At 73.0% G+C, this 22102-nt stretch carries 19 protein-coding genes; 8 read left to right on the forward strand and 11 right to left on the reverse strand.

The features are described 5' to 3' along the window. Positions 1 to 11: 11 nt before the first annotated feature. The 5 genes from M6G08_RS34960 to M6G08_RS34980 all read right to left on the reverse strand — a co-directional run bounded on the left by M6G08_RS34960 (position 12) and on the right by M6G08_RS34980 (position 7218). Positions 12 to 1610 carry an acyl-CoA carboxylase subunit beta gene (locus M6G08_RS34960; RefSeq protein WP_272591135.1) on the reverse strand — a complete coding sequence of 533 codons (1599 nt, stop codon included), beginning with the start codon at positions 1608 to 1610 and terminating at the stop codon, positions 12 to 14. Between the two features lie 48 nt (positions 1611 to 1658). Continuing rightward, on the reverse strand, positions 1659 to 3329 hold the full coding sequence (locus tag M6G08_RS34965; protein WP_272591136.1) for an acyclic terpene utilization AtuA family protein: 1671 nt from the start codon (positions 3327 to 3329) through the stop codon (positions 1659 to 1661). Beyond that, complete coding sequence (locus M6G08_RS34970) at positions 3326 to 4177, reverse strand: TIGR03084 family metal-binding protein (protein ID WP_272591137.1); 852 nt, start codon at positions 4175 to 4177, stop codon at positions 3326 to 3328. Before M6G08_RS34970 ends, M6G08_RS34965 begins: the two co-directional genes overlap by 4 nt. Before the next feature lie 201 nt (positions 4178 to 4378). Then, positions 4379 to 6145 carry a serine/threonine-protein kinase gene (locus tag M6G08_RS34975; protein ID WP_272591138.1) on the reverse strand — a complete coding sequence of 589 codons (1767 nt, stop codon included), beginning with the start codon at positions 6143 to 6145 and terminating at the stop codon, positions 4379 to 4381. Between the two features lie 101 nt (positions 6146 to 6246). Continuing rightward, positions 6247 to 7218, reverse strand: coding sequence for an EamA family transporter (locus tag M6G08_RS34980; RefSeq protein ID WP_272591139.1), 972 nt, complete (start codon positions 7216 to 7218; stop codon positions 6247 to 6249). A 195-nt stretch (positions 7219 to 7413) separates the two neighbouring features. On the opposite strand from M6G08_RS34980, the gene M6G08_RS34985 reads away from it, so the two are divergent. The 4 genes from M6G08_RS34985 to M6G08_RS35000 all read left to right on the forward strand — a co-directional run bounded on the left by M6G08_RS34985 (position 7414) and on the right by M6G08_RS35000 (position 10574). Further along, entirely contained in the window at positions 7414 to 7866 is a 453-nt protein-coding gene (locus tag M6G08_RS34985; RefSeq protein ID WP_272591140.1) for an NUDIX hydrolase, read from the forward strand. 94 nt (positions 7867 to 7960) lie between these two features. Beyond that, on the forward strand, positions 7961 to 8575 hold the full coding sequence (locus M6G08_RS34990) for a dihydrofolate reductase family protein (RefSeq protein ID WP_272591141.1): 615 nt from the start codon (positions 7961 to 7963) through the stop codon (positions 8573 to 8575). Positions 8576 to 8635: 60 nt separating this feature from the next. After that, positions 8636 to 9202: a dihydrofolate reductase family protein gene (locus tag M6G08_RS34995; protein ID WP_272591142.1), complete on the forward strand. Its 567-nt coding sequence runs from the start codon at positions 8636 to 8638 to the stop codon at positions 9200 to 9202. A 169-nt stretch (positions 9203 to 9371) separates the two neighbouring features. Continuing rightward, positions 9372 to 10574 carry an alpha/beta hydrolase family protein gene (locus M6G08_RS35000; protein WP_272591143.1) on the forward strand — a complete coding sequence of 401 codons (1203 nt, stop codon included), beginning with the start codon at positions 9372 to 9374 and terminating at the stop codon, positions 10572 to 10574. An 11-nt stretch (positions 10575 to 10585) separates the two neighbouring features. Here the strand turns inward: M6G08_RS35000 and M6G08_RS35005 are convergent, their stop codons facing one another. Then, a complete protein-coding gene (locus tag M6G08_RS35005) occupies positions 10586 to 11500 on the reverse strand; it encodes a hypothetical protein (RefSeq protein ID WP_272591144.1) in 915 nt (304 codons plus the stop codon). Between the two features lie 152 nt (positions 11501 to 11652). Beyond that, the gene (locus tag M6G08_RS35010) at positions 11653 to 14523 is read right to left on the reverse strand and encodes an FAD-binding and (Fe-S)-binding domain-containing protein (protein WP_272591145.1); all 2871 of its coding nucleotides are present in this window, start codon (positions 14521 to 14523) and stop codon (positions 11653 to 11655) included. Between the two features lie 110 nt (positions 14524 to 14633). On the opposite strand from M6G08_RS35010, the gene serC reads away from it, so the two are divergent. Continuing rightward, complete coding sequence (gene serC / locus M6G08_RS35015) at positions 14634 to 15752, forward strand: phosphoserine transaminase (RefSeq protein ID WP_272591146.1); 1119 nt, start codon at positions 14634 to 14636, stop codon at positions 15750 to 15752. Between the two features lie 71 nt (positions 15753 to 15823). On the opposite strand, the gene M6G08_RS35020 is transcribed toward serC, so the two are convergent. The 3 genes from M6G08_RS35020 to M6G08_RS35030 all read right to left on the reverse strand — a co-directional run bounded on the left by M6G08_RS35020 (position 15824) and on the right by M6G08_RS35030 (position 18749). Further along, positions 15824 to 16735, reverse strand: coding sequence for an RpnC/YadD family protein (locus M6G08_RS35020; RefSeq protein ID WP_272591147.1), 912 nt, complete (start codon positions 16733 to 16735; stop codon positions 15824 to 15826). A gap of 200 nt (positions 16736 to 16935) precedes the next feature. Further along, positions 16936 to 17763, reverse strand: coding sequence for an ABC transporter permease (locus tag M6G08_RS35025; RefSeq protein ID WP_272591148.1), 828 nt, complete (start codon positions 17761 to 17763; stop codon positions 16936 to 16938). Continuing rightward, positions 17760 to 18749: an efflux ABC transporter ATPase subunit, DrrA-related gene (locus M6G08_RS35030; RefSeq protein WP_272591149.1), complete on the reverse strand. Its 990-nt coding sequence runs from the start codon at positions 18747 to 18749 to the stop codon at positions 17760 to 17762. Before M6G08_RS35030 ends, M6G08_RS35025 begins: the two co-directional genes overlap by 4 nt. Before the next feature lie 93 nt (positions 18750 to 18842). Here M6G08_RS35030 and M6G08_RS35035 point away from each other — a divergent pair, with 93 nt between their 5' ends. Beyond that, the gene (locus M6G08_RS35035; protein ID WP_272591150.1) at positions 18843 to 19646 is read left to right on the forward strand and encodes a TetR/AcrR family transcriptional regulator; all 804 of its coding nucleotides are present in this window, start codon (positions 18843 to 18845) and stop codon (positions 19644 to 19646) included. Here the strand turns inward: M6G08_RS35035 and M6G08_RS35040 are convergent. Continuing rightward, positions 19620 to 20603 (reverse strand): WD40 repeat domain-containing protein, encoded by a 984-nt coding sequence (locus M6G08_RS35040; RefSeq protein WP_272591151.1) that lies wholly within the window; start codon positions 20601 to 20603, stop codon positions 19620 to 19622. The two genes, M6G08_RS35035 and M6G08_RS35040, sit on opposite strands and share 27 nt — an antisense overlap. Positions 20604 to 20703: 100 nt before the next feature. Here M6G08_RS35040 and M6G08_RS35045 point away from each other — a divergent pair, with 100 nt between their 5' ends. Both M6G08_RS35045 and M6G08_RS35050 read left to right on the forward strand, forming a co-directional pair. After that, positions 20704 to 21384 (forward strand): SGNH/GDSL hydrolase family protein, encoded by a 681-nt coding sequence (locus M6G08_RS35045; protein WP_272591152.1) that lies wholly within the window; start codon positions 20704 to 20706, stop codon positions 21382 to 21384. Positions 21385 to 21494: 110 nt separating this feature from the next. After that, on the forward strand, positions 21495 to 22082 hold the full coding sequence (locus tag M6G08_RS35050) for a Uma2 family endonuclease (protein ID WP_272591153.1): 588 nt from the start codon (positions 21495 to 21497) through the stop codon (positions 22080 to 22082). Positions 22083 to 22102 lie beyond the last annotated feature (20 nt).

Consider the following 22102-nt stretch of genomic DNA (forward strand, 5'->3'; position numbering starts at 1 on the left):
GTCCCTCAACCTCACATTCGGAAGACGCCGAAGCCACCGCGCGCGCCCTCGTAGGGCGCGGTGTGGACGGCGGACAGGCACAGGCCGAGGACGGTGCGGGTGTCGCGCGGGTCGATGACGCCGTCGTCGTAGAGCCGCCCGGACAGGAACATGGGCAGCGACTCGGACTCGATCTGCTGCTCCACCATGGCGCGCAGTGCCGCGTCGCCCTCGTCGTCGTACGGCTGTCCCTTCGCGGCGGCGGACTGGCGGGCGACGATGGACAGGACCCCGGCGAGCTGCTGCGGGCCCATGACGGCGGACTTGGCGCTGGGCCAGGCGAAGAGGAAGCGGGGGTCGTAGGCGCGGCCGCACATGCCGTAGTGCCCGGCGCCGTAGGAGGCGCCCAGGAGGACGGAGAGGTGGGGGACGCGGGAGTTGGAGACCGCGTTGATCATCATGGCGCCGTGCTTGATGATGCCGCCCTGCTCGTACTCCTTGCCGACCATGTAGCCGGTGGTGTTGTGGAGGAAGAGGAGCGGGATGTCGCGCTGGTTGGCGAGCTGGATGAACTGGGCGGCCTTCTGCGACTCCTCGCTGAAGAGCACCCCCCGGGCGTTGGCGAGGATGCCGACCGGGTAGCCGTGCAGGGCCGCCCAGCCGGTCGTCAGGCTCGTCCCGTACAGCGGTTTGAACTCGTCGAAGTCGGAGGCGTCGACGATGCGGGCGATGACCTCGCGCGGGTCGAAGGGGGCCTTGAGGTCGGCGGGGACGATGCCGAGCAGGTCCTCCGGGTCGTACTTCGGGGGCTCGGCGGGCGCCGGGTCGGCGTACGCCTTGCGGTGGTTGAGGCGGGCGACCACCCGGCGTGCCTGCCGCAGCGCGTCCGGTTCGTCCACGGCGAAGTGGTCGGCGAGGCCGGAGGTGCGGGCGTGCATCTCGGCGCCGCCCAGCGACTCGTCGTCGCTCTCCTCGCCGGTGGCCATCTTGACCAGGGGCGGCCCGCCGAGGAACACCTTGGCGCGCTCCTTGACCATGATCACGTGGTCGGACATGCCGGGGATGTAGGCGCCCCCGGCGGTCGAGTTGCCGAAGACGACGGCGACGGTGGGGATGCCGGCCGCCGACAGCCTCGTGAGGTCCCGGAAGATCGCGCCGCCCGGGATGAAGATCTCCTTCTGGGAGGGCAGGTCGGCGCCGCCGGACTCGACGAGGCTGATGCAGGGCAGCCGGTTGGCGAGGGCGATGTCGTTGGCGCGCAGGGCCTTCTTCAGCGACCAGGGGTTGGAGGCGCCGCCGCGCACGGTCGGGTCGTTGGCGGTGATCAGGCACTCGACGCCCTCGACGACGCCGATGCCGGTGACGAGGGAGGCGCCGACGGTGTACTCGCTGCCCCAGGCCGCGAGCGGCGACAGTTCCAGGAAGGGCGTGTCGGGGTCGAGGAGCAGCTCGACGCGCTCGCGGGCGAGGAGCTTGCCGCGCCCCCGGTGCCGGGCGGTGTACTTCTCGCCGCCGCCCGCGAGGGCCTTGGCGTGCTCGGCGTCCAGGTCGGCGAGCTTGGCGAGCATCGCCTCGCGGTTGGCGCGGTGGTCGGGGGCGGTGGGGTCGAGGGCGGAGGCGAGGACGGTCACGGCTGTACCTCCGGGCTGACGATCACTGCTGTACCTCCGGGCTGACGGTCAAAGCAGGGCCTCCGGTATGTCCAGGTGCCGGGCGCGCAGCCATTCGCCGAGCGCCTTGGCCTGCGGGTCGAATCGGGCCTGGGCGGCGACGCCCTCGCCGAGGATGCCCTCGACGACGAAGTTGAGGGCGCGCAGGTGGGGGAGCTGGTGCCGGGTGACGGGCAGGTCGCGGGCCTCGGGGATCAGCTCGCGCAGCCGGTCGGCGGTCAGCTCGTGCGCGAGCCACCGCCAGGCGTCGTCGGTCCGCGCCCACACGCCGACGTTGGCGTCGCCGCCCTTGTCGCCGCTGCGGGCGCCGGCGACGAGGCCGAGTGGGGCGCGGCGGACGGGGCCGGGCGGGAGCGGTTCCGGCAGGGGCGGTTCCGGTACGTCCGCGAGGTCGGCGGTGTCCCGGGCGCCGGGCACGGAGATCCGGCGCCCGTCGTGGAGGACCGCCACATGGTCGACGGAGTCCTGGGGCACGTGGAGGGCGTCGAACACCCCGTAGGGCGCGCCCTTCCCGGGTGGCGCGAGCACATGGAACCCGGGGTAGCTCGCGAGGGCCAGCTCGATCGCCGCGCCGCTCAACGCCCGCCCCACGGCCTGCTGGTCGGCGTCCCGGACCACGAGCCGCAGCAGCGCGCCGGCCGTCTCCTCGGTCGGCGCGTCGGGCCGGTCGGTGCGGGCCAGGTCCCAGCGGACGTCGGAGACCTCGGCGAGGGCGGGTTCCATCTGGGCCCGCACCAGCGCGGCCTTGGCCTCGACGTCGAGACCGGTGAGGACGAAGGCGACCTCGTTGCGGAAGCCGCCGAGGCGGTTCAGGCCGACCTTGAGGGTGGGCGGCGGTGGCTCGCCCCGCACTCCCTCGACGCGGACGCGGTCGGGGCCGTCCTGGGTGAGCCGTACGGTGTCGAGCCGGGCGGTGACGTCGGGTCCGGCGTACCGGGCGCCGCCCGTCTCGTACAGCAGCTGGGCGGTGACGGTGCCGACGTCGACGAAGCCGCCGGTGCCGTCGTGCTTGGTGATGACACAGGTGCCGTCGGCGTGCAGTTCGGCGAGCGGGAAGCCGGGGTGCCGTACGTCGCCGTCCCGGAAGAAGGCGTAGTTGCCGCCGGTGGCCTGCGCCCCGCACTCCAGCAGGTGTCCGGCGACGACCGCGCCCGCCAGCCGGTCGTACTCCGTGGGCCCCCAGCCGAAGTGCGCGGCGGCGGGCCCGGTGACCAGCGCGGCGTCGGTGACGCGGCCGGTGACGACCACGTCGGCGCCGGCCCGCAGGCACTGAGCGATGCCGAAGCCGCCGAGGTAGGCGTGGGCGGCCAGCGCTCCCGGGTGGGCGGCGGTGAGGTCGTCGCCCTCGACGTGCGCGACGCGGACGGGGACGCCGAGCCGGCCGGCCAGGGCGCGTACGGCGTCGGCGAGTCCGGCCGGGTTGAGGCCCCCGGCGTTGGCGACGACGCGCACGCCCCTCTCCCGGGCGAGGCCGAGGCACTCCTCCAGCTGCCGCAGGAAGGTGCGGGCGTAGCCGGCGCCGGGGTCCTTCATCCTGTCCCGGCCGAGGATCAGCATGGTCAGCTCGGCGAGGTAGTCGCCGGTGAGGACGTCCAGGGGGCCGCCGGTGAGCATCTCGCGCATGGCGTCGAAGCGGTCGCCGTAGAAGCCGGAGGCGTTGCCGACGCGGAGCACGCTCACCGGGACCCCGCCCCCTTCGGCGGGCGTCCGGCTCCCGGCGGGCGTCCGGATCCCGGCGGGCGTCCGACTCCCGGCGGGCGTCCGGCTCCCGGCGGTCCGGCGAAGGCCTGGACGATGTCCAGCCAGCGGTCGGCGTCCGGGCCCTCGGCGGTGAGCGCGAGGTCGGCGCGGTGGGCGCGCTGGGTGGCGAGGAGGCAGAAGTCAAGGGCGGGGCCGGTGACGCGCTGCCGGGCGTCCTCGGGACCGTACGCCCACACGTCCCCGCCCGGCCCGGTGAGTTCGACGCGGAACTGCTCCGCGGGCGGGGTGAGCCCGTGGGTGGCGTGGGCGAAGTCCCTGGCGCGGACGCCGATGCGGGCGATGTGCCGCAGCCGGTCGGTGGGCGCCCGGGTGACGCCGAGGGTGTCGGCGATGTCGAGGCCGTGCGCCCAGGTCTCCATCAGGCGGGCGGTGGCCAGGGAGGCGGCGGCCATGGGCGGGCCGTACCAGGGGAAGCGGGCGCCGGGGGCCGACGCGCGCAGCGCCTTGTCGAGGGCGGTGCGTCCACCCCGCCAGGCGGCCAGCAGCGCGGCCGGTTCCTGCCGGGCTCCCTCCTCGGCACCGTCGTCGACGTACCGGTCGGGCGCGGCGAGGGCCTGCTCGACCAGGGTGCCGAAGCCGTCCTCGTCGGTGACGGCGACCAGGGCGGCGCGGTCGGTCCAGTGCAGGTGCGCGATCTGGTGGGCGATCGTCCAGCCGGGCGCCGGGGTGGCGAGCCGCCACTCCCGCGGGCTCAACGCGGCGACCAGCGCGTCGAGTTCGTCGCTCTCCTCGCGCAGGTCGTCGATCACGGGCGTCGGGTCGGACACGGGGCGCTCCCCTCGGGCACGGCGGTGTGCGGGGCGGTGTGGGGTGGAGCATGGCAGGGCGGCGATTAACAATCAAGCATGCTTGCATGATTTTTGGCGGCGACACCTCGAAGGCCGGCCCGCGCGGGATGCCTCAGTCCTGCTCCACCCGCTCAGTCCTGCTCGGGCCCGCGCGGGATGCCTCAGTCCTACTCCGCGCGCTCAGTCCTGCTCCGCCCGCCAGACCGTGACGTCCGCGCGGAGGAAGGCCAGCTCGGGCACCGCGGTCGACTTCGTCTGGACGACGAGCAGCGCGATGTCCCCGTTGCGGTGCCTGACGCAGATCTCCATGCCGGCCGGCACCGAGGCCAGGCCGGCGCGGTGGCTGCGCTTGCCCGCGGTCATCAGGTCGCACATCTCGTACGTGGCGCCCGGCGGGCCGAACATCAGGGTGAAGACGCTGGTGTCGCTCTCCAGCGCACAGCCGGCGTCCTCGCAGTCGAAGCGGATGTCGCCCTCGCGGTCCTCGCGCAGCGTCCCGTCGGCGAGACTCAGGGAGGTGTCGGCGTCCACCGTCCGGGGGCCGAACGCGTGCGCCCGCGGCGTCGCCGTCCGGGCGGCGGAACCGTCGGCCACCGATCCGGGTGCGTCCGACGAGTCCGAGCCCTCCGCTTCGGCGGACCCGGAGGCCGCGTCCGTGGACGCCGTGCCGCCGGGCGACGCCTCGCCGGACGCCGGAGACTCACCCACCCCCGCACCCGGCGTCCCGGACGCGGACGCCGCGGTGTCCCGGGCGCGGTCCCGCCCGCCGTCCCACGCCGCGTCGAGGACCGTCCACGCCGCGGTGATCACGAGCGCGCCCGCCGCCAGGGCCGCGCCCGCGATCAGCGCGACGCGTCGCCGGCGGCGCCCCCGTTCCTCCGGGCCGGCCTGCCTCGGCGGCACGGACGTGCCGTACGGGCCGGCGGGCCGCTGAGCGGCGCCCGGCCACTGCGCGACGGCCGGCTGCGGGGCCGTCCACGGCCGCGTGTGCGCCGCGGTGGGGGCCGGAACCGAGGCCGCGGCGGTTGCCGGTCCGGTGGCGGCGACCGGCGGCGGAACCGTCACCGGTGGCCCGGCGATCTCCCGCCACACGGCCGAACCGGCCTCCTCCTCGCCGTCCCGGCCCAGCTCCCGGCGGCACCACTCCACGACCTGGACCGGGGTGGCCCGGTCCTGGGGGTCGGCGGCCAGGCACCGGCCGAGCAGGTCGCGCAGGCGCTCCGGCAGCCCGGACAGGTCGGGCCGCGAGTGGACGATCCGGTACAGCACGGTGGCGGCCGGCCCGTCGCCGTACAACGGCCTGCCCAGCGCCGCGAACGCGGCCGTCTGCCCCAGTGAGAAGACGTCGGTCGCCGCCGTGGCGTCACCCCCGGACGCCTGCTCGGGCGCCATGTACTGGGGCGTGCCGATGGCGGAGCCCGTGGCGGTGTGCGCGGTGCTGTCGGCGGCGACGGAGATGCCGAAGTCGATGACGCGCGGCCCGTCGGAGGCGAGCAGGACGTTCGACGGCTTGAGGTCCCGGTGCACGATGCCCGCGTCGTGGATGGCCTGGAGCGCCTCGGCGACCCCCGCCATCAGCCACAGCACCGCCGGCACCGGCAGCGGCCCGCTCCGGGCGACGGCGGCCGACAGGGAGGGCCCGGGTACGTACAGCGTGGCCAGCCAGGGCGGGGTGGCGTCGGCGTCGGCGTCGATCAGTTCGGCGGTGTAGGCGCCCTTCACCTTCCGGGCCGACGTGATCTCGCGGCCGAAGCGCCGCCGGAAGGTCTCGTCGTCGGCCAGTTCCGACCGTACGACCTTGATGGCCACGGCCCGGCCGCCCCGGGTGTGCGACAGGTAGACCCGCCCCATGCCGCCCGCTCCGAGCCGGGCGGCGAGCCGGTAACCGCCCACCGCGCGTGGATCGTCGTCCTGCAAGGGCTGGAAGACCTCGGCCGCGTGGTTCATCGGTTCCCTCCCCGTGATCCCGATGAGATGACCAGGGCCGCAGCCTATGCGGTGCGGGTGACAGCCCTTCGTGCCGGGGCCCGGGGGGGAGGCGGAGGCCCCTACGGCAGGTCCGGGGCCGCCTTCACCCGCCGCCCGCGCCCCACCTGGGTCCGCACCGCGCCCATGCTCGCCGCGATCACCAGGGCGATGGCGGCCGACTGGGTGGCGGACAGGGCCTGGTCGAGGACGAGGAAACCGGCCGCCGCGGCGATGGCGGGCTCCAGGCTCATGAGGATGGCGAAGGTCGGCGCGGGCAGGCGGCGCAGGGCGAGGAGTTCGAGGGTGTACGGCAGGACCGAGGAGAGCAGGGCGACCCCGGCGCCGAGGACCAGCGTCATCGGTTCGAAGAGCTTGGTGCCCGACTCGGCGATGCCCAGCGGCAGGAACAGCACCGCGCCGACCGCCATCGCCAGGGCCAGCCCGTCGGCCTGCGGGAAGCGCCGGCCGGTGCGCGCGCTGAAGACGATGTACGCCGCCCACATGACGCCCGCCCCGAGCGCGAAGGCGGCACCGGCCGGGTCGAGGCTGTCGAAGCCGCCGCCGCTGAGCAGGAAGACGCCGGCCAGCGCGAGGCCGGCCCAGACCAGGTTCACGGCACGGCGGGAGGCGAAGACGGACAGGGCGAGCGGGCCGAGCACCTCAAGCGTGACGGCGGGGCCGAGAGGGATGCGGTCGACTGCCTGGTAGAAGAGGCCGTTCATACCGGCCATGGCGATACCGAAGACGACGACCGTGCCCCAGTCGGCCCGTGAGTGCCCGCGCAGCCGGGGGCGGCAGACGAGCAGCAGCACGACGGCGGCCACTGCCAGCCGCAGCGTCACCACACCGAGCGCACCGGCCCGCGGCATCAGGCTCACCGCCAGCGCGGCACCGAACTGCACGGAGAGCCCGCCGGCGAGGACCAGACCGACCGGCCCGAGCGAACCCCACCGGCCGCCGCCCTGCGCGACGTCGGGGGTGGCCACGGGGGCGGCCACGGGTGCCGCGACGGCCGGGGACGAGGTGCCGGGGTCGGCGCTGGGGGTACTCACGGGAGCTCCGGGACGGTGTACGGGTGGGCTTCGTTCATCACGCTGTACGGCACGGTCCAGAGTAATGGACTCCGTCAGGCACGTAACTCTTTTACGCAACTGTCAGGGGCGGGACGCGTGCCTGTCAACGCACGTCCGCCAGGCGAGCGGGGCCGCTCGTCCCCGGCCGCGGGACGACCGGGTACCGTCCGCTGCGTGAGACGACTCCTGACCCGCCTCTGGCGCCTGCTGCGCCCCGTCCAGAGCCGCGTGATGTGGCTGGTGAACGCCAAGTTCGTGGTCGGCGTGACCGGCGTCGTGCGGGACGACGAGGGGCGGGTCCTGATGCTGAAGCACCGGATGTGGGCCCCGGGCCGCCAGTGGGGTCTGCCGAGCGGCTTCGCGCACAAGGGCGAGGACTTCCGGCGCACCGTGGTCCGCGAGGTCAAGGAGGAGACCGGCCTGGACGTGGAGGCGGGCCGCCTGGTCATGCTGAACAGCGGCCTGCGCACCCGCCTGGAGGTGGCGTACGAGGCCCGGCTGCTGGGCGGCGAGCTGCGCCTGGACCCGCTGGAGATCCTGGAGGCCCGCTGGTGCCACCCGGACGACCTGCCCGAGGACGTCCAGCCGGTGTGCGGCCCGCTGGCGCGGGGCGAGACGGCGCCCTGAGCCGGCCGCCCTCGCGGACGGCGTGTCGAAAACGCGGACCCCCGATCGACGCACGGGTGAAGGCAGCACACACCACTGCGAAGGAGCACCCGTCATGACCGTCACCGCCGACCTGGCCATCACCCTCGACGGCTACGTAGCCGGCCCGAACGTCACCCTCGACAACCCGGGCGGCGACGGTGCCGCCCCGGTCTTCGACTGGATCCACACCCTGGCGAGCTGGCGCGAGCGCCAGGGCATGGCCGGCGGGGTCGAGAACCGCGACTCCGAGCTGGTCCGCGAGTGGTTCGACGCCACCGGAGCCGTGGTCATGGGCCGGACGATGTACGACACGGGCGAGGAGTTCTGGGGCGACAACCCGCCCTTCCGCACCCCCGTCTTCGTCCTGACCAACCGGCCCCGCCCCACCCTGGTCAAGGAGGGCGGCACCACCTTCACCTTCGTCACCGACGGCATCCACAGCGCGCTGGACCGGGCGAAGGCCGCCGCCGGTGACCGCTCCGTCGACATCGCGGGCGGCGCGGACACCGTGCGCCAGTACCTCGGGGCGGGCCTCATCGACGAGCTCCAGCTCCATGTGGTGCCGACGCTCCTCGGTGCCGGCCTGCGGCTCTTCGACGGCCCGGGCGCCGTCCGCGGCGCCCTCGAACCGGTCCGGGTGGTCCACACTCCCCTGGCGACACACCTGAAGTACCGGATCGGCAAGTGACCCCGGCAGGACGGGCGTACGGTCGGACCTGCCCGTCCGTCGTACCGGGAAGGACCGCTGATGCGCGACGTGACCTACTCGATGAACGTCTCGCTCGACGGCTACATCGTCGGGCCGGACGGCGACTTCGCCTGGGGCGCGCCCGACCCGGACGTCTTCCGCTTCTGGATCGACGAGATCCGGCAGGTCGGCGTCCACCTCATGGGACGGCGGCTGTACGAGACGATGCTGTACTGGGAGGACGCCGGCCAGGACGGGGCGCTCGACGACGCGGAGCGCGAGTGGGCCGCGCTCTGGAACCCGCTCCCCAAGGTGGTCTTCTCCACCACGCTGCCGACGGTGCGGGGCCGGGCCCGCCTGGCGTCCGGCGGCGTGGCGGAGGAGATCGAGCGGCTGCGGGCCGAACCCGGCGAGGGCGAGATCGCGATCGGCGGCGCGACCCTCGCCGCCCAGGCGGCCGAGGCGGGCCTGATCGACGAGTACCGGACCGTGGTCTACCCGGTGCTGGTCGGCGGCGGCATCCCGTACTTCCCGCGGGCCGAGCGCCGGGTGGATCTCGAACTCGTCGAAACCCGCACCTTCGGCTCGGGGGTGGTGCACCTCCGCCACCGGGTGGTGCGGGGCTAGCGGCTGGTGGCTGGTGGCTGGTGAGCGCTCCCATCCCCGCCCCCATCGGGCCACCCCTCTCCCATCGCCCCGCGGTATCACCCCGCGCTCCGACGTCACCCCCCGGTCGTACGCCAAGTGGCGCCCGGGGCCGATGTGTCGAGCGTGGCCGGGGACCTAGCTTCGGGACATGACCACCCGATCACACAGAGCCGCAGTGGCCGCGCTGCTGACGTGCGCGCTGGCCGTTCCTCTCCTGGGCGCCGCGCCCGCGTCGGCTTCTCAGCAGGCGCACGCGCAGACTCGGTACTCGGTGCCGGAGACGCGCAGCACCGGCGCGCCCGAGCTGCCGCGCCCCGCCGGACCGCACCCGGTGGGGCGCCGCACCCTGCACCTCGTCGACCGGCACCGCACCGACCCCTGGGTGCCGACGGCGCGGGGACGGGAGGTGCTGGTGTCCGTGTCGTACCCGGCCCGCCGGGCGGGGGCCGGGTCACCGGCGGCGTACGTGACGACCGACGAGGCACGGCTCCTGCTGAAGGCCAGAGACCTGACCGGTGTCGTGCCGCCCGAGACGCTGGCCGGCACCCGGACGCACGCGCGGGTCGGCGCCGCCCCGGCGCGCGGACGCTTCCCGCTGGTGCTGCTGTCCCCCGGGTTCGGGATGCCGCGCACCACGCTCACCTCGCTCGCCGACGACCTGGCCAGTCGGGGCTACGTCGTCGCCGCCGTGGACCACGCCTACGAATCGCTCGCCACGGAGTTCCCCGGGGGCCGGGTCATGCCCTGCGTGGCCTGCGAAGAGGTCGACGCACGTGTCGAGTTCGCCGGTGTGGTGCGCGGGAGGGCGGCCGACCTGTCGTTCGTGATCGACGAGCTGACGGACCGCCGGAGGGCCGGGGCACTGGCCCGCGTGATCGACCTCCGGCGGATCGGGGCGGCCGGGCATTCGATCGGAGGAGCGACCGCCGCGGCGGCCATGGCCGCCGACCGCCGGGTACGGGCGGGTGTCGATCTCGACGGCGACTTCTTCGTCGACGACGCCGGGGCAGGGCTCGGCCGGCGGCCCTTCATGATGGTCGGCGCGGAAGACACCCACAGTCCCGGCAGCGACGGCACCGACTGGGCCGGCGCCTGGGACCGCCTGCACGGCTGGAAGCGCTGGCTGACCGTCGAAGGGGCCGGGCACTTCTCCTTCACCGATTTCCCCTGGCTGGGCGACCGGCTGGGGCTGCCGACGGACCAAGAGGTTCCGCTCTCAGGTGAGCGGAGTTGGCACATCACCCGGGACTACGTCGCCGCCTTCTTCGAGCTCCACTTGCGGGGCGTCCCACAGCCGCTGCTCCAGGGCCCCACGGACTTGAGGCCCGAGGTCGACTTCCACCGGCCCTAGCGGGATCGCCGTCAGCCGCGGGTGATGTCGAACCGCAGTTGGAAGTTGCCGTCGCCGTCGCGTTTCACGCGTCCGCCCGTGATGCGGTGGGCGGACTTGCCCTTGAGGCCGTGGAGTTCGTTGAACGTGCGCACGATGTTCAGCGTCGACTTGCCGTTGACCGTGCGCATGACGGCCTCGTACGTCTTCTGGTCCTGCTCCGTGAAGGTCAGCTCCGACTGGCCTTCCGGCAGGAGGGAGGTCAGGGTCTCCTTGGCCTGCGGGCCGGAGATGTTCTGCCGGTAGATGCTGTCCGGCAACCTGTCCGGTACCTGGCCAGGATCGGTCCGCGCGCCGAGTTCCTTGGTGGCGGGCTTCGGCTTGATGCCCTCGCCACCGTCGAAGAGAGCGCTGGCCCGGGACCACTGGTGGACGAACGCTTCGCTCGCCGTGTACTTCTCCTGCTTGGAGCGGTAGTTCTCCATCATCACCGCGACACTGCCGTGCTCGTCCCGGCCGTAGAGGTTCTGGAACCTCCCGCCGGCCTCCGGCTCGCCGCCCACCGAGTCGGTGGCGTTCGGCTTGTAGTCCGCGGTCTGTTCCTCCATCTCGACGAGTTGCTCGGGAATGGCACGGCCCAGTTCGGTCAGTGCCCGGGAGCGCTTGGCCCGGCTGGCGCCCCGCTCGCCCCCGGGCTTCTCCATCGCGTCGAGGTAGTGGCCCAGCCGGTCGGGGGCCGGATCCAAGGCCCGCTGCACCGGAGTGGCGGCGCCCATCGGGGCGGACTGCCGCCTCCAACGGGCCACGGCGTCGTTGCCCGCCCTGCCCTGCAGGGCGGTCATCGTGGCCGCCGAGGGCCGGTCGGCGAGGACGAGGGCGCTCTCGTCCTCCGTGTGGGCGGACTCCTGTGCCCCGTATCGGCTCGACGCCTTTCTGCGCAGACGCACGGACCATCGCCCCCTTCGATTCTCGCCGCCATTGCACCCCGCCTGCGGCGGAACCGTCCAGGTCCGTACGGACAGGCATGAGCGCCCGATGCGTTGCCCTCGAACACCTGCGGGCGCAGCCGCCCTGGTGCGCCCGTGCCGCCCTCCTCCCCCTACTGCCGCCCCTCCCCCGCGTCCAACGCCTCCGCCAGCACCTCCGCCAAGTGCCGCCCCCGCACCCCGCCCAACTGCTCCAGCTGCGTCCGGCACGAGAAACCGTCCGCCAGGACCACCGCCCCGCCCGGCGCCTCGCGCACCGCAGGGAGCAGCTGGTCCTCCGCACAAGCCACCGACACCTCGTAGTGGCCGTCCTCGAAACCGAAGTTGCCCGCGAGACCGCAGCAGCCGCCGCTCAGCTCACCGGTCAGCCCCGCCGCCTCGCGCAGCCGGCGGTCGGCCGCGTCGCCCAGGACCGCGTGCTGATGGCAGTGGGTCTGGCCGGCCGCCGGGAGGTTCACGGCGGGCGGGGTCCAGTCGGGGGCGTGGCGTTCCAGGGCTTGTGCGAAGGTCAGGACCCGGGCGGCGAGGCGGGCGGCTCGCGGATCGTCGTGCAGCAGTTCGGGCAGGTCCGTGCGCAGGGCGGCGGCGCAGCTCGGCTCCAGGACGACGACCGGCGCGGACGTCTCCAGCACCGGCGTCATCAGGTCCAGCGTGCGGCGCATCACCGCGCGGGCGCGGTCCAGCTGGCCCGTCGACACATACGTCAGGCCGCAGCAGACCCGGCCCCGGCGGGCGGTCAGCAGCGAGACCGCCGACCTCGACGTGCCGTCGCCGACCACGGCACGCCCGCTCAGCGTCGGTGGCAGCGCCACCCGCAGCCCCGCCGCCTCCAGCACCCGTACGGCCGCCCGGCCCACGGAGGGGGACAGGTGCTCGGTGAAGGTGTCGGGCCACAGGACCACCAGCTCTCCCTCGGCGACCGGCCCCCCGCGCCTCCGCCACCACCGGCTGAACGTCTCCCCCGCCAGCCGGGGGACGTCCCGCTCCCTGGCGATCCCGCCCAGCCGTTTCCCCGCCGCCGCCAACGGCCGCACGGAAGCGAGCGCGTTGACGACCGGAGTCACCCGCGCCCGCGCCGCCCAGCGCAGCCACACCGGCAGCCACCCCATCGCGTAGTGGGCGGCCGGGCGGCGGCGCCCCGCGTAGTGGTGGTGCAGGAACTCCGCCTTGTACGTGGCCATGTCGACCTCGACCGGGCAGTCCGAGCGGCAGCCCTTGCAGGACAGGCACAGGTCCAGGGCGTCCCGGACCTCCTGTGAACGCCAGCCGTCCGTCACCACCTCACCGGCGAGCATCTCGTGCAGCAGGCGGGCGCGCCCGCGCGTGGAGTGCCGCTCGTCCCCCGTCGCCCGGAAGGAGGGGCACATCACCGCCGAGCCGGTCACCGACGTCGTACGGCACTTCGCGACGCCGACGCAGCGGCGCACCGCCGCCGAGAAGTCGCCGCCGTCGGACGGGTAGCCGAACTCCACGTCCACCGGCTCGCGCGGCAGGACGGAGAAGCGGAGGTTCGTGTCGAGCGGGGCCGGGCGGACCAGCATCCCCGGGTTGAGGAGGTCGTCCGGGTCCCACACGCCCTTCGCGCGTTCGAAGAGGGCGACCGTCTCCTCGCCGTACATCCTCGGCAGCAGCTCCGCCCGTGCCTGTCCGTCCCCGTGCTCCCCGGAGAGCGAGCCGCCGTGCGCCACGACCACGTCCGCCAGCTCCTCGGAGAAGCGGCGGAAGCGGGCGACCCCGGCGTCCGTCAGCAGGTCGAAGTCGATGCGTACGTGGATGCAGCCGTCGCCGAAGTGGCCGTACGGCGTGCCGCGCAGGCCGTGGGCGGTCAGCAGCGCCCTGAAGTCCCGCAGATAGCCGCCCAGCCGGGCCGGGGGCACCGCGCAGTCCTCCCAGCCGGGCCACGCCTCCGCGCCGTCCGGCATCCGCGTCGCCGTACCGCTCGCGTCCTCCCGGACGCGCCACAGCGCCCGCTGCCCGGCCGGGTCGGTCACCACCAGGGCGTCCACGGCGTCGCCCGCCGCCCTGACGACCGCCTCGGCGGCCGCCCGCGCCTGTGCCTCGGAGTCCCCGCCCGTCTCCACGAACAGCCACGCCCCGCCCCTCGGCAGTCCTTCCGTGGACGGGACCAGGTCCACCGCCATGCCCTCCACGGTCAGGGGCCCGAGGGGCAGCAGCCCGGCGGCCGCCTCCGCCGCCCCGGCCTCGTCGGCGTACCCGAGGACCGCCAGCGCACGTGCCCGCGGGGCCTCGACCAGCCGTACGACCGCCTCGGTCAGCACGCCCAGCGTGCCCTCCGAGCCGCAGAAGGAGCGGGCCACGTCCGCGCCGTTCTCCGGCAGCAGCGCGTCCAGCGCGTAGCCGGAGATGCGGCGGGGAAGGTCCGGGAAGCCGGTGCGCAGGCGCGCCAGGTCGCCGTCGACCAGCTCGCGCAGGCCCTGAGGCGCCCCCGCCCAGCCGGGTCCGAGCCGCGCCGGCCTGCCCCGCGCCGTGAGCACCGACAGCTCGCGCACGCTGTCCGCCGTCGTGCCCCACGCCACCGAGTGGGAGCCGCACGAGTTGTTGCCGATCATGCCGCCGAGGGTGCAGCGGCTGTGGGTGGACGGGTCGGGGCCGAAGCGCAGGCCGTGCGGGGCGGCGGCCTCCTGGAGGCGGTCGAGGACGAGGCCGGGCTGGACGACGGCCGTGCGGGCCTCCGGGTCCAGGGTGACCAGGCGGTTCATGTGCCGGGTGAAGTCCAGGACCACGCCGGTGCCGGTCGCCTGGCCGGCGATCGACGTGCCGCCGCCTCTGGCGACGACCGGCGTCCCGTGCGCCCGGCACACCTCCAGTACGGCCGCCACGTCGTCGGCGTCCCTGGGCGCCACCACGCCGAGCGGCACCCGGCGGTAGTTGGACGCGTCCATGGTGGTCAGCGCCCGGGACGTGACGTCGAATCCGACCTCGCCGCCGACGGCCCTGCGCAGTGCTGCCTCCAGATCGGTCATGGGTCCAGCATGAGTGCTTGTGGCTCGGCACAGGTCCGCAAGACGGAGATCTCGTCTCATCGGACGGACATGTCTTCGTCCGGTTTGGCCGACGGGATACGCTCCGGCACGTGGCTGAGATCCAGATTCCTGCTGACATCAAGCCCGCGGACGGTCGATTCGGCGCGGGTCCCTCCAAGGTGCGGGTGGAGGCGCTGGACGCCCTGGCCGCCACCGGTACGTCCTTGCTCGGCACCTCCCACCGCCAGGCCCCCGTCAAGGACCTGGTCGGCAAGGTCCGTGAGGGCATCTCCGAGCTGTTCCGGCTGCCCGACGGCTACGAGGTGGTCCTCGGCAACGGCGGCTCCACCGCGTTCTGGGACGTCGCGACCCACGGTCTGATCGAGAACAAGTCGCAGCACCTCACGTTCGGCGAGTTCTCCTCCAAGTTCGCCAAGGCCGCCAAGCTGGCGCCCTGGCTGGCCGAGCCGACCGTCGTCTCCGCCGACCCGGGTACCCACCCCGAGGCGCGGGCCGAGGCCGGCGTGGACGTGTACGCGTTCACCCACAACGAGACCTCGACCGGTGTCGCCATGCCGATCAAGCGGGTCGCCGGCGCGGACGAGGGCTCCCTCGTGCTGGTCGACGCGACGTCCGGCGCCGGCGGTCTGCCGGTGGACATCGCCGAGACCGACGTCTACTACTTCGCCCCGCAGAAGTCCTTCGCCTCCGACGGCGGCCTGTGGATCGGCGTCTTCTCCCCGGCCGCGATCGAGCGCGCCGAGCGCGTCCACGCGTCCGGCCGCCACGTCCCGGAGTTCTTCTCCCTGCCGACCGCGATCGACAACTCCCGCAAGAACCAGACGTACAACACCCCGGCCCTCGCCACGCTCTTCCTCCTGAACGAGCAGCTGGAGTGGATGAACGGCCAGGGCGGCCTGGACTTCACCACCGCCCGCACCAAGGACTCCTCGACCCGCCTGTACTCCTGGGCGGAGGAGGCCAAGTACGCCACCCCGTTCGTCTCCGACCCGGCCAAGCGGTCCCAGGTCATCGGGACCATCGATTTCTCCGACGACATCGACGCCGCCGCCGTCGCCAAGGTGCTGCGCGCCAACGGCGTCGTCGACACCGAGCCGTACCGCAAGCTCGGCCGCAACCAGCTGCGCGTCGCGATGTTCCCGGCGATCGACCCGGCGGACGTCGAGGCACTGACGAAGTGCGTCGACTACGTCATCGAGAACCTGTAGCCCCCGTAGGCACGACGACAGAGGGCGCCCGACGGATCAACCGCCGGGCGCCCTCCGCACATCCGGACGCCCTACTCCTCGGCGAACAGTTCCTCGGCGCGCTCCGCACTCAGGGAGCGGTCGAGCCAGGTCCCCAGGACGTCGAGATCAGTGCAGGCGGTGACCCGCTCCCGCACGGACTCGGGGACCTCGACGCCCCGCACCTCGAGGATGTGCAGAATAGTCTCGGCCTTGCCCTCGGCCTTGCCCTTGGCGCGGCCTTCGAGCCAGGACTCCTCGACGATCGAGTTGCTGCCCGGGAAGTTCGGGGTGTAAGTGGCCATCAGATTCCTCCAGTAGTCGCGACCCGGGCCTTCGCCCAGTCCGATTTCGACGATCTCCGCCCAGTCCACACGGTCCACGTCTCCAGACCCGGACTTCTTCGCGTCGTCCGCCACTCCTGACGCCAGCGCGTCCAGTATCGCAGTCAGTCCCGGGTCCGATGCGTAGGCGAGTGCAGAGAAGACGGCGACTCCGAGGTCTCGGGCCGCCTCGTCCGGCTCCGTGATCACGGGGAGGATTCCAGGCCCCAGAACCAGCGGGAAAACGACCATGCTCGTGTGGAACCCGCGACCGACACGGATCGGTTCCGCCGCCCACGACGCGGTCGCCTTGTCCTTGCACACCACCAGGAGAAACGGTGGCAACCGGTACTTGGCGTACATGTGGGCCAAGTAGTACGTCCAGCTGTTGTGCTTGTCCGGGTCCGGCTTGCCCTGCGACTCGACGGCGAGCACGAAGCCGCCCTCCTCGCCAGGCACGTGCACCCGGAACACGCTGTCCACGCGGCGCTCAAGCGGCCTGATCTCGGTGAGATCGGTGTCCAGGGGTTCGATCGCGGTGTGCTCCGGAAACCCGATGCCCGCCCGCGGCAACAGCCGGGCGAACAGCCCCGGATCCACCCGGAAGATCCGGTGCAACGCTTCATGCGGTGAACTGACCATGCGACGGAACGTAATCGCGCGGCAACACTGTGGGCGGCATTCGACTCGGACTCAGCCGTACTAGTGGTCAGTCGTTGTCATGGCCTGAAGACTCCTCGGAACGGGCCCGCGGCACCTGGACCCATGGGTGGAGTCGGGGGTGGAGATCGGCCGCCGACCCGGTCACCACCCCCGGCTCCATCCCGTCGCTCCGATCCCCCCTACCGGCTCAGCCGCTGGAACCTCCGCACCGCCAGCGGCAGGAAGACCGCCGTCAGGATCACCGGCCACACCCCCGCCATCAGCAGCGCGTGCTGCTCGACCCAGGAGTCGCCGCCGCCGACCGGGGTGCCGAACAGGTCGCGGGCGGCCGCGGCCGTGGAGGAGATCGGGTTCCAGGCGGCCACCCAGCCCAGCCAGTCCGGCATGAGCTGCGGGGCGACGAAGATGCTGGAGATCATCGTGAGGGGGAAGGCCACGGCGAACAGCCCGCCCGCCGCCTCCGGGTTGGGGACCAGGAGGCCCAGCCACACGCCGATCCAGATGAGTGCGAACCGCAGCCACAGCAGCAGCCCGAAGGCCGCCAGGAATCCCCAGCCGCCGTCCGGCCGCCAGCCCATGGCCATCGCCGTCAGCATCATGATGGCCAGCTCGGCGCAGGCGACGACCAGATCCGTGACCCCCCGTCCGGCCACCACCGCCGACGACGCCATCGGCATGGAGCGGAACCGGTCGATGACGCCCTTGGTGGAGTCGTAGACGACGACCGTCGCGGTGTTGATGAAGCCGAAGGCCATGGTCATCACGAACATGCCGGGCATCAGGAAGTCCTTGTAGTCCCCGCCGCCCGGCACCGTCATCGCGCTGCCGAAGACATAGCCGTAGAGGAGGACGGAGAGGATCGGGAAGCCCAGCTGCCAGGCGATGTTGACGGGCTGGCGCTGGTAGTGGGTCAGGCCGCGGCGGACGATGTTGCCGCAGTCGGCCAGCAGCCAGTAGAGGCGGCCGCGCTCGGCGGCCGGGGCCGTCGTCGGGTCGAGGGCGCTCATGCCGCCACCGCCTCCTTCTCCGCGTGCCGCGCGGGCTCCGCGCCCGTACGGTGGCCGGTCAGGCGCAGGAACACGTCGTCGAGGCTCGGCCGGCGCAGGCCGATGTCCTCCACGGCGACGTGCTCGTCCTGGAGGGTGCGGGCCACTTCGGTCAGGGCCGACACCCGGTCGGTGACCGGGGCGTGCACGCGCAGCGCCTCCTCCTCCACCTCCGGTTCGCCCTCGCAGACCCGGGCGACCGTCTTCACCACCCCCGGGATCGCGGCACGGTCGGCGACCACGACCTCGATCCGGTCGCCGCCGACCAGGTTCTTCAGCCCGTCCGGGGTGTCGTCGGCGATGGCCCGCCCCCGGTCGATGACGGTGATGCGGGAGGCCAGCTTGTCGGCCTCCTCCAGGTACTGCGTGGTCAGCAGCACCGTCGTGCCGCTCGCCACCAGGGCGCGGACCGAGTCCCAGACCTCGCCGCGGCTGCGCGGGTCCAGGCCCGTGGTCGGCTCGTCCAGGAACAGCACGGACGGGGCGAGGATCATCGAGGCGGCGAGGTCGAGACGGCGCCGCATGCCGCCGCTGTACTTGCCGACGCCCCGGTCGGCGGCGTCGGTCAGGTCGAACTGCTCCAGCAGCTCGACGGCGCGGGCGCGGGCGCGCCGGCCGCCCAGGTGGAACAGCCGCCCGAACATCTCCAGGTTCTGCCGGCCGGTGAGCACCTCGTCCACGGCCGCGTACTGCCCGGTGAGGCCGATCCGCGCCCGTACCTCACGGGCCTGCCGGGCGACGTCTAGGCCGGCGACCTCGGCGCGCCCGCCGTCCAGCCGGATCAGCGTGGACAGGATGCGCACGGCGGTGGTCTTGCCGGCGCCGTTCGGCCCCAGCAGCCCGTGCACGGTGCCCTCGCGGACGGCCAGGTCGAAGCCGTCGAGGGCCCGTTTGTCGCCGTACCTCTTCTCCAGCCCCTCGGCCCGTACCGCGTGTCCGTCGCTCATGGGTGGTCCCCCTCTCACTCCCTAACTGAGTACACCGTACCCGATTGCGCGTACACCGTACCCAGTTTTTGGGCGCGGACCTAGACTGACCCCATGGCAAGCGGTACGGAGACCAGTGGCAGCGGTGACGTCGGCCGCACCCTGGAACTGTTGTGGGACACCGGCCGACGGCCCAGCCGTGGGCCCAAGCCGGGGCTGACGCTGGAGCGGATCGTGGAGGCGGCCGTGGAGGTCGCCGACCGGGACGGGCTCGGCGCGGTCTCGATGCGCCGCATCGCCACCGAGCTGGGCACCGGCACCATGTCCCTGTACCGCTACGTCCCCGGCAAGGCCGAGCTCATCGACCTGATGCTGGACCGCGTGCAGCGCCCGTCCGAGGACCCCGGCGACCTGGGCGACGGCGGCTGGCGCGCGGCTCTGGAGGCGCTCGGTCACGCCACCCTCGCCCTCTACCGCCGCCACACCTGGCTGCTGGAGGTCAACCAGTCCCGGCCGATCCTGGGCCCGGCCGCGCTCGACGGCATGGAGAAGGTGCTCGCCCGAATCAAGCCGATGGGCCTGACCGATCCCGAGCTGGTCTCGGCGATCGTCCTGATCGACGGATACGTCGTCGGCGCCGCCCGCACGCAGGTGTACCAGGAGGAGGCGGAACGCACCTCGGGGCTCACCGACGCGCAGTTCTGGCAGGCCCAGGAACCGGTGCTGGTGCAGGCCATGACCAGCGGCCGCTACCCCGTGCTGGCCTCCCTCTCCGAGGACGCCTTCGGCACCGGGTTCGACCACTTCGACTTCGGGCTGCAGCGCATCCTGGACGGGCTGGAGGTGCTGGTGGCCGCGCGGCGCGCGGCGGACGGGGCAGCCGCGGACCGGTCAGCGGCGGCGGAACACCCGTCGTAGGCCGAACAGGACGGCGCACGCCACGAGCAGCCCGACCGCACCGACCTTGAGCGTGTCCCCGCCCGGACCGCCGGCGCCGTCGTCGCCCCCGCCCGAGGCGTCGGAGCCGCCCCCGCCGGACCCGCCGCTCCCGCCCCCCGGCGCGTCCTCGGCCTTGACCGGGCTGTTCGTCCCCTCCATGCCGAGCAGCAGCTTCTCCCCGTCGGGGGTGTAGGTGACGGACTCGCCCTGCCCCAGCGGCACGCTGATCCGCCCCTTGCGCTGGATCTTCCCGCCGTTCCAGGCGTACCAGACGCCCCCGAGGTAGCCGCGCACGGCGAGCGTCTTGCCGTCCGGGGAGAAGGCGGCGTCGGTGGCCCAGAGCTCGACCGGGGCGGCGCGCCGGAAGACGTTGGTGCCGGAGGCGGAGAGCTTCTCGGGGCCCTCGTACAGGTGCCCGCCGTTCTCGTTCTTGTCGATGATGTAGACCCGCCCGGTCTTCGGGTGGACGGCCATCGACTCGGCGTCGCGCGCGCCGTCCGCGTACTTCACGACGTACTGGGTCGCCTGGACCGTCTGGTCCTTCAGCTCCGTCGGCTCGGGCAGCTCGTAGATCCACACGTACGGCCAGGTGCCGCCGAGGTTGTCGCCGATGTCGCCGACGAAGATCTTGTTGCCGGGGCCGATGGAGATCGCCTCGACGTCCCTGGGCGTGCCCACGCCGGAGAGGGCGACGCGCGCGACGGTCTCGCCGGTGGAGCCGTCCACGGCGTAGAGGTAGGGGCCGTTGTCCTGGTCGTTGTGCGTCCAGTAGATCCCGGGGTGGAGGCGGGAGGCGGCGAGGCCGCTGGACTCGGTGATGCGCGGGTCCCTGATCGTGAAGCCGTTGCTCCCGTCGTCCCCGTCGGCGGCGGAGGCGGGCACGGCGAACGCGCCCACGAGGAGGGCCGAGGCGAGGAGGGCGAGAGATCGGCGCATGCGCCAAGCCTGCCATCCCGCGCGGGCGTTCACGTCGGCGGTCACCCTGCGTGGTCGGGCTCACATCGCGCCGGTCAGGCGCATCGTCCATGATGAGCGGATGCTCAGGTTCATGTTCGTCGGTGACTCCATGACGATAGGGAGCGCAGGCGAACACACGTGGCGCTACCGTCTGTGGCAGCACCTGCGCGACTCCTACGGCCGGCCCTTCACGTTCGTGGGCCCGCGCGAGACGCTGCACGACCCGTCGACGGACGAGCCGGTCTCGTACGCCTACGCCGACCCGGACTTCCCCCGCGCGCACCTGGCGGGCTGGGGCGAGGGCTGGCACCACATGACCCCGGTCATCGCCGAGACGGTGCGCGCCTGCCGCGCGGACGTGCTCCTGGTCTCCCTCGGCCTCATCGACCTCGGCTTCTACACCAACGCCGAGCAGACCGCCGCCAACGTCCGCGCCTTCGTGGCGAACGCGCGGTCGGCGAACCCGCGTGTCCGCGTGGCCGTGATGCCGGTGCTGCACAACATCCGGGTGGACGCCGACGAGACCTTCGCCGGGCAGGTCGCCCACTTCAACGACCTCCTCGCGAAGACGGTCGCCGACCTCGACGCCCCCGGCTCCCCGCTGCTGCTGGTCCCGCCGCCGACGGCGTACGACTTCCACACGGACACCTACGACGGCACGCATCCCAACGAGAGCGGCGAACACCGGATCGCGGGCGCGTACGCGGAGGCGCTGCACGAGGAGTGGGGGCTGGGCGGGCCGTACACCGCCTCGACGTAGACGCCCCGCGCTTCTGGCATATGCGGCTTCTCCCGTGTCCTGGTCGCCGTGCGTATCGTTGTACCGCGCGGCTGCAACCGTCGTCGGGGCAGCCGGGGAGGAGCGCCACGATGACCGTCGTAGACGACAGGATCGCCATGGCCGACATCAGTACGGAGCGCTTGGACGAGTGGTTCGAGCGGCTTGAACGGATGCCTGTCCCCGAAGGATTCAGGGCCGAGATCGTCGGGGGCACCGTCTACATGACACCGCAGCGCGGCACCCATTGGGACATCATCTTCGAGATCGCGTGTGACATCCGGTTCCATTTCGGAAGGCGTGCCAAGGTGCTCTCGGATGTCCGCATCGACTTTCCGGGCCACGAGAACGGCTTCTGCCCGGATGTGGCCAAGATGCGCGACGGCGCGAAGGAGGACGACACGGGCCACTGGCGCTACGAGGACGTCGAGTTCGTGGCCGAGGTCATCTCCAAAGGCACCGCGGCCAACGACTACGGCCCCAAGAAGCTCGCCTACGCCACCGCAGAGGTCCCCCTCTACCTCATCGCCGACCCGTACCAGGGCCGCTGCCACATCTTCACGCACCCCAAGGACGGCGACTACACCACCGAGACCCGCGTCGCCTTCGGACAGGAACTGGACCTCACCGACACCGTCCTCGGCCTCACCCTTCGGACCGACACCTTCCCCCGCGACTGACCGACCGAACCCGCTTGCCT

It is taken from the genome of Streptomyces sp. M92, from assembly GCF_028473745.1.
GTDB lineage: Bacteria > Actinomycetota > Actinomycetes > Streptomycetales > Streptomycetaceae > Streptomyces.

What these genes read in the sequence shown, in the direction of transcription:
- M6G08_RS35050 (WP_272591153.1), top strand. Translation starts at nt 21,495, where the DNA reads ATGACCGTCGTAGACGACAGGATCGCCATGGCCGACATCAGTACGGAG.
- M6G08_RS35000 (WP_272591143.1), top strand. Translation starts at nt 9,372, where the DNA reads ATGACCACCCGATCACACAGAGCCGCAGTGGCCGCGCTGCTGACGTGC.
- M6G08_RS34975 (WP_272591138.1), bottom strand. Translation starts at nt 6,145, where the DNA reads ATGAACCACGCGGCCGAGGTCTTCCAGCCCTTGCAGGACGACGATCCA.
- M6G08_RS34995 (WP_272591142.1), top strand. Translation starts at nt 8,636, where the DNA reads ATGCGCGACGTGACCTACTCGATGAACGTCTCGCTCGACGGCTACATC.
- M6G08_RS35025 (WP_272591148.1), bottom strand. Translation starts at nt 17,763, where the DNA reads ATGAGCGCCCTCGACCCGACGACGGCCCCGGCCGCCGAGCGCGGCCGC.
- M6G08_RS34990 (WP_272591141.1), top strand. Translation starts at nt 7,961, where the DNA reads ATGACCGTCACCGCCGACCTGGCCATCACCCTCGACGGCTACGTAGCC.
- M6G08_RS35035 (WP_272591150.1), top strand. Translation starts at nt 18,843, where the DNA reads ATGGCAAGCGGTACGGAGACCAGTGGCAGCGGTGACGTCGGCCGCACC.
- M6G08_RS35010 (WP_272591145.1), bottom strand. Translation starts at nt 14,523, where the DNA reads ATGACCGATCTGGAGGCAGCACTGCGCAGGGCCGTCGGCGGCGAGGTC.
- M6G08_RS35040 (WP_272591151.1), bottom strand. Translation starts at nt 20,603, where the DNA reads ATGCGCCGATCTCTCGCCCTCCTCGCCTCGGCCCTCCTCGTGGGCGCG.
- M6G08_RS35030 (WP_272591149.1), bottom strand. Translation starts at nt 18,749, where the DNA reads ATGAGCGACGGACACGCGGTACGGGCCGAGGGGCTGGAGAAGAGGTAC.
- M6G08_RS35020 (WP_272591147.1), bottom strand. Translation starts at nt 16,735, where the DNA reads ATGGTCAGTTCACCGCATGAAGCGTTGCACCGGATCTTCCGGGTGGAT.
- M6G08_RS35045 (WP_272591152.1), top strand. Translation starts at nt 20,704, where the DNA reads ATGCTCAGGTTCATGTTCGTCGGTGACTCCATGACGATAGGGAGCGCA.